Annotated in this window: 9 protein-coding genes, 1 tRNA gene and 1 pseudogene; 2 read left to right on the top strand and 9 right to left on the bottom strand. The window is 51.9% G+C overall.

Annotated elements, in window-relative coordinates; translation table 11 throughout:
- From DBY90_RS13585 to DBY90_RS12270, 3 genes and pseudogenes are all read right to left on the bottom strand, one after another.
- A pseudogene (locus tag DBY90_RS13585) lies at positions 1 to 128 on the bottom strand (helix-turn-helix domain-containing protein); the annotation flags it as partial.
- Between the two features lie 44 nt (positions 129 to 172).
- Positions 173 to 622, bottom strand: coding sequence for a dihydroneopterin triphosphate diphosphatase (gene nudB, locus DBY90_RS12275; protein WP_070491101.1), 450 nt, complete (start codon positions 620 to 622; stop codon positions 173 to 175).
- Positions 622 to 2,001, bottom strand: coding sequence for a mechanosensitive ion channel family protein (locus DBY90_RS12270; RefSeq protein WP_107987321.1), 1,380 nt, complete (start codon positions 1,999 to 2,001; stop codon positions 622 to 624). The genes nudB and DBY90_RS12270 overlap by 1 nt, the downstream gene beginning before the upstream one ends.
- A 249-nt stretch (positions 2,002 to 2,250) precedes the next feature.
- On the opposite strand from DBY90_RS12270, the gene DBY90_RS12265 reads away from it, so the two are divergent.
- Positions 2,251 to 2,327, top strand: a tRNA-Pro gene (locus tag DBY90_RS12265).
- A gap of 306 nt (positions 2,328 to 2,633) precedes the next feature.
- Here the strand turns inward: DBY90_RS12265 and pncB are convergent.
- The 6 genes from pncB to DBY90_RS12230 all read right to left on the bottom strand — a co-directional run bounded on the left by pncB (position 2,634) and on the right by DBY90_RS12230 (position 8,314).
- Positions 2,634 to 3,857, bottom strand: a complete 1,224-nt coding sequence (gene pncB / locus DBY90_RS12255) for a nicotinate phosphoribosyltransferase (RefSeq protein ID WP_070492465.1) — start codon at positions 3,855 to 3,857, stop codon at positions 2,634 to 2,636.
- A 138-nt stretch (positions 3,858 to 3,995) separates the two neighbouring features.
- Positions 3,996 to 5,330, bottom strand: coding sequence for a branched-chain amino acid transport system II carrier protein (brnQ, locus tag DBY90_RS12250; protein ID WP_083286727.1), 1,335 nt, complete (start codon positions 5,328 to 5,330; stop codon positions 3,996 to 3,998).
- A gap of 232 nt (positions 5,331 to 5,562) precedes the next feature.
- Entirely contained in the window at positions 5,563 to 6,453 is an 891-nt protein-coding gene (locus tag DBY90_RS12245) for a segregation and condensation protein A (RefSeq protein ID WP_070492376.1), read from the bottom strand.
- Positions 6,454 to 6,557: 104 nt separating this feature from the next.
- Positions 6,558 to 7,016, bottom strand: coding sequence for a hypothetical protein (locus tag DBY90_RS12240; RefSeq protein WP_070492377.1), 459 nt, complete (start codon positions 7,014 to 7,016; stop codon positions 6,558 to 6,560).
- A 46-nt stretch (positions 7,017 to 7,062) separates the two neighbouring features.
- Entirely contained in the window at positions 7,063 to 7,536 is a 474-nt protein-coding gene (locus DBY90_RS12235; protein ID WP_070492378.1) for a hypothetical protein, read from the bottom strand.
- A 1-nt stretch (position 7,537) separates the two neighbouring features.
- Positions 7,538 to 8,314, bottom strand: coding sequence for a tRNA threonylcarbamoyladenosine dehydratase (locus DBY90_RS12230; RefSeq protein ID WP_070492379.1), 777 nt, complete (start codon positions 8,312 to 8,314; stop codon positions 7,538 to 7,540).
- A gap of 194 nt (positions 8,315 to 8,508) precedes the next feature.
- On the opposite strand from DBY90_RS12230, the gene DBY90_RS12225 reads away from it, so the two are divergent.
- A complete protein-coding gene (locus tag DBY90_RS12225) occupies positions 8,509 to 8,973 on the top strand; it encodes a universal stress protein (protein ID WP_003755397.1) in 465 nt (154 codons plus the stop codon).
- The last annotated feature ends 174 nt before the right edge of the window (positions 8,974 to 9,147 follow it).

The raw sequence follows: 9,147 nt of genomic DNA, 5'->3' as shown, positions 1-9,147 counted from the left end.
CGCTGTTGGCTGCGTATGTGCAGGTAGTGGAGTACGGCTTGGTATTTGAAGTGTAATGTATATTTGCTCATAAAAAAACTGCACCTTGTGAGTTGGAGGGGATGTCCAACTTTTGGGGTGCAGTTCAAACGCAATCTCTGCTTTCAGACGACCTTTAAGCAATCAGGCTGGTTCATTTCCCCAACCTTTTCCCCAATGCCAAAATCGCCCTTTTGTTCGACGGGGAGAACACTTTTTCCGCTGCTTCTTCTATGCCGAACCATCCGTAAGCGACGTGCTCGTCGGGTTGCAAAACAATAGCCGTATCGCGCGGGATTTCGGCGGAAAAGATGTGTTCGCGGTTTTCAAACACACCTTTCGGATAGCGGTGCCGCCAGTGGTGGTAGATTTCGTAAACCGTGCTGTCGTGCCAGTTGCAGAGCTGTCCGTCCGCAAGGCGGATGCCGGTTTCCTCCCAAACTTCGCGTTTGGCAGTTTCCTCTATGGTTTCGTCAGGCTCGATGCTGCCGGTTACCGACTGCCAAAAACCTGGTGGCGAAGTACGCTCGATTAATAGGATATTACCGTCTGAATCATGCAAAACCACCAGCGCGGACACGGGATACTTCAAGGACTTTGCCATCAATCGTCTCCGGCAGCGTCCATCGAAGGGTCGGATTTGGTATCGCTTCTCGCCTGCATTCCCGCCTTGATCATAGCAATGCTGCTCGGCTCCAGTTCTTCATTCAGGATGCGGACTTCGCGTTGCGGATAAGGAAACTCGATGCCGTGTTCGTTAAACTGCCGCCAAATATCCAGAAAAATCGCCGATTGCAGCGCGGCAAAACCGTTTTCCAGGTCTTTCACCCAATAAGTCACGCGTAAATCAATGCCGTTGTCGCCGAAATTGGTAACCACCGCCAAAGGAGCGGGATTGGCGGAAACTCGAGGCTGCGCGGCGGCCGCGCTTTTTATGATGTCCAGCGCCTTAATCAAATCGGAATGATAGGCAACCTGTATATTGAACGCCTGCTGCAATTCGCGGCTGGTGTAGGATTCGTTGACCACCATCGAGGTAACGAAAGTCTCGTTCGGAATCAGCGCCTCCGTGCCGTTTGCACTGCGCAGCACAACAAACCGCGAGGTGATTTTGGTTACATAGCCGGTAAAGTTGTTGACCGTCAAACGGTCGTTCATGCGGATGGAGCGGTCGCCCAAAATGATGAAGCCGGAAATATAGTTGCTCGCCACTTTTTGCAGACCGAAACCGATACCGACACCCAACGCACCGCCGAACACCGACAATACCGTCAAATCAATCCCCACTAGCGGCAGCGCAATCAAGACCGCCAAAACCATCATCACCGTTTTGATGATTTTGGACAAAATCATGGACAGATTATTGTCCAGGCTGCTTTTCTCCAAACGCTCGCCGATAAAACGCGCCAGCCATGACGCGCCTATCATCAGAAGCCCGACCCACAAAATCCCGTTCAGAATCATCAGCAGGCTGAGTCTGCCCGAACCGACCGAGAAACGAATACCGTCAAGAATCTTCAAAATCTTATCGTCCAAGCCCGACAGCCAAAGCACGAACCCTATCCACAAAACCATGGAGACCGATTTTTCCAGCCAGTCGGTCAGCCTGTTCTGCGGCAAAGCGGCATGAACAACCGCCACGCTCACCCGAATCAGAATCATCCAACGCGCCGCTAAAATCAGCAGATGCAGCCATACCGGCCGAAATTCCGTCAGATTGCAGATAAACAAAGCCGCCGCGCCGAAAATCATCATCAGTACCGGCCACAAAATCCGCCTGCCGATATGCCGCAATAGCGCGAAGTTACCTTGTTCCGCAAAGAAATAACGGTTTTTTAGCCGGTTTGACAGCCAAAACGTCGCCGCCATCAGCATCAATACGCCGACCAGCTCGATCCAGCCCGAAACCTGTCCGAAATTGCGCTCCACCAAGCTAGACGTAAACGCCTGACGCGCAAACAATTCATGCAAAATATTGTCCATCAGCCCTGTTTTTTCATTAAAAATCAAAGCAGCAATTATATAGCAGCCATAAAATTCCGCCACACTCGTTTGCCATTCAAAGGTCGTCTGAAAATATGGCGGATTCAAGTGAAGAACAAAACATCCCGTCTGCCCTACCCGAGCTTACGTCAAACAAATTTAAAGCTGCTTCAAACAGATAGCCCAAACCACCCTGCCTTACGCTTGCCAAAGCCGGGCAGTAAAACTATAATCCGAAACTTATCGAGTCGGAGTGTGGCGCAGTCTGGTAGCGCACTTGCATGGGGTGCAAGGGGTCGAAGGTTCGAATCCTTTCACTCCGACCAAAAATCCAACAGCCCAGTCATTTTCGACCGGGCTGTTTATTTGTCTTTGCCTATTTCAAACTTTATAGTGGATTAAATTTAAACCAGTACGGCGTTGCCTTGCCTTAGCTCAAAGAGAACGATTCTCTAAGGTGCTGAAGCACCAAGTGAATCGGTTCCGTACTATTTGTACTGTCTGCGGCTTCGTCGCCTTATCCTGATTTAAATTTAATCCACTATATATTCCAAGCATTTTTCACAATCAAAAGGTCGTCTGAAAACCCAAATCCGAGTTTTCAGACGACCTTTTGCCTTTTCTTCAGTTAATCAATCCTCTGTCTTCGGCTCGGGAACGTCAAACACCTGACGCAGATAGGCGAGGAAGGTGTTGTTAGTGGTCATGGTTTTGCCCGGGGAGTCGGAAAGTTTGGCGACGGATTGACCGTTGCACTCGACGAGCTTCAGGACGATGTTCAACGGGGTATGCCCCATGTCGTTGGTGAGGTTGGTGCCGATACCGAAGCTGGTTTTGAAACGGTCTTTGAAATATTGGTGCAACGCCCATGAGCGTTCGATGTCCAGCCCGTCGGAGAAGGTCAGCATTTTGGTGCGGCTGTCGATTTTGAGTTTTTTGTAGTGCGCATGCGCTTTGTCGCCCCATACATAGGGATCGCCGCTATCGTGGCGCAGACCGTCGAAGAGTTTGGCGAAATAGAGGTCGAAGTCGCGTAGGAAGGCATCCATGCCGACCACGTCGGTCAACGCGATACCGAGGTCGCCGCGGTATTCGTGTACCCAGCTTTCGAGGGCGGCTTTTTGGAAATTACGCAGGCGCACGTCAAGGGCTTGGAAGGCTTGGAGGAACTCGTGCGCCATCGTGCCGATAGGGGTGATGCCGATTTTTTTGGCGAGATAAACGTTGCTGGTACCGCGCACGATGTCGGGTGCGGCTTCAAGCAGGGTGCGGATGACGTGTTCCTGCCAGTCAAGGGTGTAGCGGCGGCGGGTGCCGAAGTCAGAGATGAGGAACGGCGGGTCGTTCGGGTTTTGCTCGGCGGAGATTTCTTTGAGACGCTGCGCTTTGGCTTGGAGGCGGCGTTCGCCTTCTTCAATGACGGCGGGGGTTTCAAGACGGCGGAAGTAGAGTTCGTTGACGATGGCGAGGATGAAGATTTCAAAGAACATCGCCTGAATCATGGGGCCTTCGATGCGGATGTTCAGACGACCTTCATTGTCGGGGCTGACTTTGACGAAGCGGCGTTGCAGTTGGAAGAGTTCGAGATAGTCGACAAAGTCGCTTTTGATGAAGCGCAGGCTGCGCAGGTAGTCGAGTTCATCGTGGGTAAAGCGCAGTTGGCAGAGCGCGTCGAGTTCTCTTTCAAAGTCAGCTTGGATGTCGGCAAGCGGATAAACCATGTCTTTGTTGCGACAGCGGAACTCGTAAAGGCTGTGGGTTTGGGGGAATTGGTGCAGTATCACCTGAAGCATGGTGAACTTGTACAGGTCGGTGTCGAGCAGGGAGCGGATAACAGGCGTTTGAGGTGCGGTCATGGCTTTTCTCTCGTTCAGCGTAAATGTAAAGCATTATTAGAACACGGTTAGACGGGCGGGTGTTACTTTTTTTAACTGGTAGAATGTTGAAAAGGTCGTCTGAAACTTTCAGACGACCTCTATTCTGATTGATAAGCCTTATGCTTTTTTCTTGAGCGCGACGTTTAGGACGCATCCTAAAACAAAGCCGACCGTTGCGGGCAGCAGCCAGCCCAGTCCGACGTCGTAGAGCGGCAATGCGCCGTTGATGTCGGCGGCGACTTCTTCGCTGAAACCGAATGCGGCTTTGTAGGCATCGAGCAAGCCGACTGCCAGCGTTGCCATCATGGTGCAGAAATAGACGATGCGGCTGCCGCCGAACAGTTTGTGCAGGAAGACCAACAGAATGATGACGATGGTCAGCGGGTACAGCAGCATCAGCATCGGGATGGAGAAAGTCAGGATAGAGGACAGGCCTTTGTTCGCCAACGCCATAGACACGAGGGTATTGATGACGACGAACATTTTGTAAGAAATGCCGGGACACAGGCGGTTGAAATATTCGGAACACGATGTAATCAGTCCGACGGCGGTACTCAAGCAGGCGAGCAGGACGATGACGCCTAAAAGGATGTTGCCGGGTACGCCGAAATAGAAATTCGCGGTTTTCGACAATACTTCCGCGCCGTTTTCCTGAAGTCCCAAGCCCATCACGCTGGTCGCGCCCATATAGCCGATGAAGAGGTACACCAAAGCCAGACAAGATGCGGCGACGATGCCTGAAACGGCGGTCGTCCACAGCAGCTCGGAACGGTTGTCCACGCCCATCGCGCGCACGGCGTCAATGACGATAATGGAGAACACCAGCGAAGCGAGTGCGTCCATTGTGCCGTAACCTTCCAAAATGCCTTTTATGAACGGACGAAGGGCAAAATCGCCTTGTGCCGCTGCGGGAACGCCCATCGGATTCAGCGTGGCATAGCCGACTAAAACGGCAATCGTCAAAAGCAATACGGGCGTCAGAACTTTACCGATACGATCCACCAATTTGCCCGGCGACATAGACAGCCAATACGCTACGCCGAAAAACGCCACGCTGAACGCCGCCAGCCCGACTGTTTTCTGACTTTCATTTAAAAACGGCGCAACGGCAATCTCAAATGACACCGTCGCCGTACGCGGCATGGCAAACAAAGGCCCGATGGACAAATACAGCGCGGAAGCAAACGCCACGCCGTACCAAGGCGCAACCCTTGAAGCCAGCGCCTGCACATCGCGCGAGCCTGAATAGCCGATGGCAATCACGCCCAATAGCGGCAAGCCCGCGCCGGTCAATAGGAAGCCCGTCATCGCAGAAAGCCAGCTTTCCCCCGCCTGTTGTCCGAGATAAGCAGGGAAAATCAGATTGCCCGCACCGAAAAACAAAGCGAACAACATCAAACCGACCGCCCACAGCGAGGCTTTACGGTTGAGCGGGGAAACATTATTGCTCATAAAATCTACCTATTGGGTTATATAGTGGATTAACTTTAAACCAGTACGGCGTTGCCTCGCCTTGCCGTACTATCTGTACTGTCTGCGGCTTCGTCGCCTTGTCCTGATTTAAATTTAATCCACTATAAAAAAGTGTTGATTAAAATGAGTATGGGGTTACCAAGCGTGATTCCTGCACGGCCGATTGCCACAGATGGGACATTATGTTTTGCTTCGCGTTCAAACTTGAAGCTTATAAAGCCGTTCCGCCTTCAAAGTCGTCAGAGGGGTTGTCTGAAACGCCCTCTTCCGCTTCCGGGCGTTCTAAATTTTCCTGTTTCAGGCTGATTTCGATTTCGCCGTAGCTGTCCAGCTGGACGATGCGGACCAAACCTTCTTTGGCAAGTTCCAACAGCGCGATGAAATTGACGACCACATACGCCGCGCCCTGCTCCGGTTTGAACAAATCGCTGAATTTGCATATCCCGCTCTCGTTCAGACGACGTAAAACCGCCGTCATCTGCGCGCGTACGGAAATGGTTTCCTGAATCACTTCATGGCTGCGCGAATGTTTCGCCCTCGACAAAATGCCCAGCCACGCCTGCGTCAAATCGGCGACATACACCTCCGGCAGCTTCGCCTCGACCGCGATTTCCAACGGCAGATACGCCCAAGCAAAATCCCGTCCCGCGCGCGGCAATGCATCCAACCCCTGCGCCGCCAGCTTCATCTGTTCGTAAGCCAAAAGGCGGCGCACCAGCTCGGCACGCGGATCCGCCTCCTCATCCTCGACCTCTTCGGGACGCGGCAGGAGCAGGCGCGATTTGATTTCAATCAGCATCGCCGCCATCAAGAGATATTCCGCCGCCAAATCAAACTGATACGCTTCCATTTGGGCAATATAGTGCAGATATTGTTCAGTAATCTTCACCATCGGAATATCGAGAACGTCGATATTTTGTTTGCGGATAAGGTAAAGCAGCAAATCCAACGGTCCTTGGAAGCTGCTTAAGACAACCTTCAAAGCATCGGGCGGAATAAACAAATCCTGCGGCAAATCGGTTACGGGCTGACCGAATACCCACGCGACCGTGTGTTCAGACGACGTTGCAGCAGCGGAAGAGATAAGGTGTTCTGAAGGCATGGTTAGAGGAGCTTTTTCTTATTAGGTTCGATGGGTGGTTAATCAATAACGGGGTCGTCTGAAAACGCAGCGGGTTTCGCCAAAACGAGTGCGGCAAAACAAAATCAGCCTTTTTTGCGTTGGCTTTTCAAAGAAGCGATGGCAATGGCAAGCGTTTGCGCCAACGCCATGCCCAGAAGCGGCAAAGCGGCGAAAAATGAACCGATCAGCACCGTAACGGCATCGCGGGAAAACACAAAACCATCGCGCGCCAGCATCGCAATTATCCAAGCCAATAGCAGCAGCCACTCGCAGCCGACCAAAAACCAAATCATCCCGACCGAGCAGCGTTTGCGCCATTTCATGATGGCAGCGTGCAAAAGGCTGAATATCGGAACGGACAGGAAAGGATAAAGGAAATTGGTAAACGGCCGCGGATAGCCGTCTTGAAAACACAAATAATCGCCCGACTGCATGTCGCATCCCATTGCACCAAACATCGGATCAACGGCATACATCAACACGCCGAACCACACCGCATAAATCAGGCTGCCGATAAAATAGGCTTTAAAAAATCGGGTCATAGGCAAAAAGGTCGTCTGAAAAAATTTCAAAAGGCGTTAAACCGCATCAAATTTTCTGATTGGCATTTGCAGAAGAGAGCAACACACTCAGGGCTTGAACTGCTGCCATGCCATAAACAGGCAATCCAAAAAAAATAACTCCCGTTATTGCCGTCCAACTACTATCCAGACTACTCCACTCCCACAGCAAAAAAACAAACCAAACAATCAACCATTCGATAATAGGCAAGGCAAGAGTCGTCAAAGTTGTACAGCGTTTGGTCCACTTCATAATGCCGGCATTGAGTAGGGACAATAACATTACAGATAAAAACGGAAAGAAGAAAAACTTCAAAGACACTTTCTCAAAAGCCGACATTTCAGCAGCTCGCAGACAATACTCTGCATACTGTTCATTGTCAGCGTTAATATCAAAACATTCGAATCCTGAAAACAGCAAACCGACACCGTACATCAGCAAACCGAAGACAACCGCATACATCAGGCTACTGATAAAATAGGCTTTAAAAAATCGGGTCATCTCATTTCCGTCCCGCAATATGGTCCACCGCCGCCTGCGCGCAGTACAAACCAAACGAAGCCGTTACCAACATACTCGCCCCATAACCCGCGCAGGACAAACCTTGCGGCACAGCATCGGTCGAACATGCTTCGCCCGATTGCGGCGGCGTAATGTTTTCAGTCGAGAACACACACGGCACGCGCATTTTTTCTTTGGTATCGCGGCTAAAGCCGTAGCGTTTGCGCAAAGTGTAGCGCAGGTTGGCAAGCAACGGGTCGTGGGTAACGCGGCTTAAATCGGCGGTTTGAATCAACGCCGGATTTTTCTGTCCGCCCGCGCCGCCGCTTAGGATAAACGGCTGTTTGTGTTGCACAAAATAAGCCGCCATCGCCGCCTTGACGCGTACTTGGTCTATCGCGTCGATCACAAAGTCGAAAGGTCGTCTGAAAAGCGTTTCCAGATTGTCTTCCGTCACAAAATCCTCGATTTCCTCCACTTCGCATTGCGGATTGATTTGGGCAATGCGTTCGCGCAACGCCGTCACCTTTGCCTTGCCGAAATCATCGGTCAACGCATGAAGCTGGCGGTTGACATTGGACTCGGCGACGTTGTCCAAATCAATCAAGGTCAAACGACCGATGCCCGTCCGCGCCAAAGCCTCCACCGCCCAAGAGCCTACCCCGCCCACGCCGACCACGCAGACGTGCGCGCGCGAAAACCGCGCCAGTGCTTCATCTCCGTAGAGTCTGGCAATACCGCCGAAACGGCGCGAAGGAAGAAAAACAGTGTCGTTCATACCCAACCTTGTGATATGTCAATAAATGAATGAAAATCAACGCAAAACGCTGCGGAGGAGTCCGTCGCATATTATACTGGAAAGCAGCCGGACTGTTGCAGCAGCCCGAATGGGTCTATAATCGTTTCATATCGGACCCTTCCCAACCGCATCCAACAAAGTGCCGCCTGCGGCGCGAAAAAGGAGAATGAACTATGTACAAACATCTGGTTGTAGCCGTTGACGGCAGCGAAACTTCCCTCAACGCCCTGAAACACGCCGCCGAGTTGGCAAGCGTCAACAACGCCCGCCTGACTTTGGTACACGTCGCCAACCCCGCCGAATACATGGCGCTCGCCCCCGAATTCCTGCAACACGAAAGCTACGAGGCCGCCGCCGTCGCCCAAGGCAACGAAGTCTTGGACTTCGCTGAAAAAACCGCCCGCGAAAACGGCGTGGAAAACATTGTCAAACACCTGCTGGTCGCCAACAAAGGCGCGCGCGAAATGGCGCAGGATTTGGTCGATTACGCCGATGAAAACGGCGCCGACCTGCTGGTACTCGGCACACATGGCCGCACCGGCCTGATGCACCTCCTGATGGGCAGCTTCGCCGAAACCGTGATGCGCCAAAGCCACCTGCCGCTTCTGATTATCCGCAGCAAAGCAGAAGAGGCGTAAGGGTCTGCCCTATTCAAGAAGGTCGTCTGAAATCTCAAACTAAGATTTGAACTGCACCCCAAAAGTTGGACATCCCCCTCCAACTCACAAGGTGCAGTTTTTTTATGAGCAAATATACATTACACTTCAAATACCAAGCCGTACTCCACTACCTGCATATACGCAGCCAACAGC

Origin of the sequence: Neisseria mucosa (genome assembly GCF_003044445.1) — a bacterium.
Lineage (GTDB): Bacteria > Pseudomonadota > Gammaproteobacteria > Burkholderiales > Neisseriaceae > Neisseria > Neisseria mucosa_A.
This window is presented reverse-complemented; position numbering and strand designations above follow the sequence as displayed.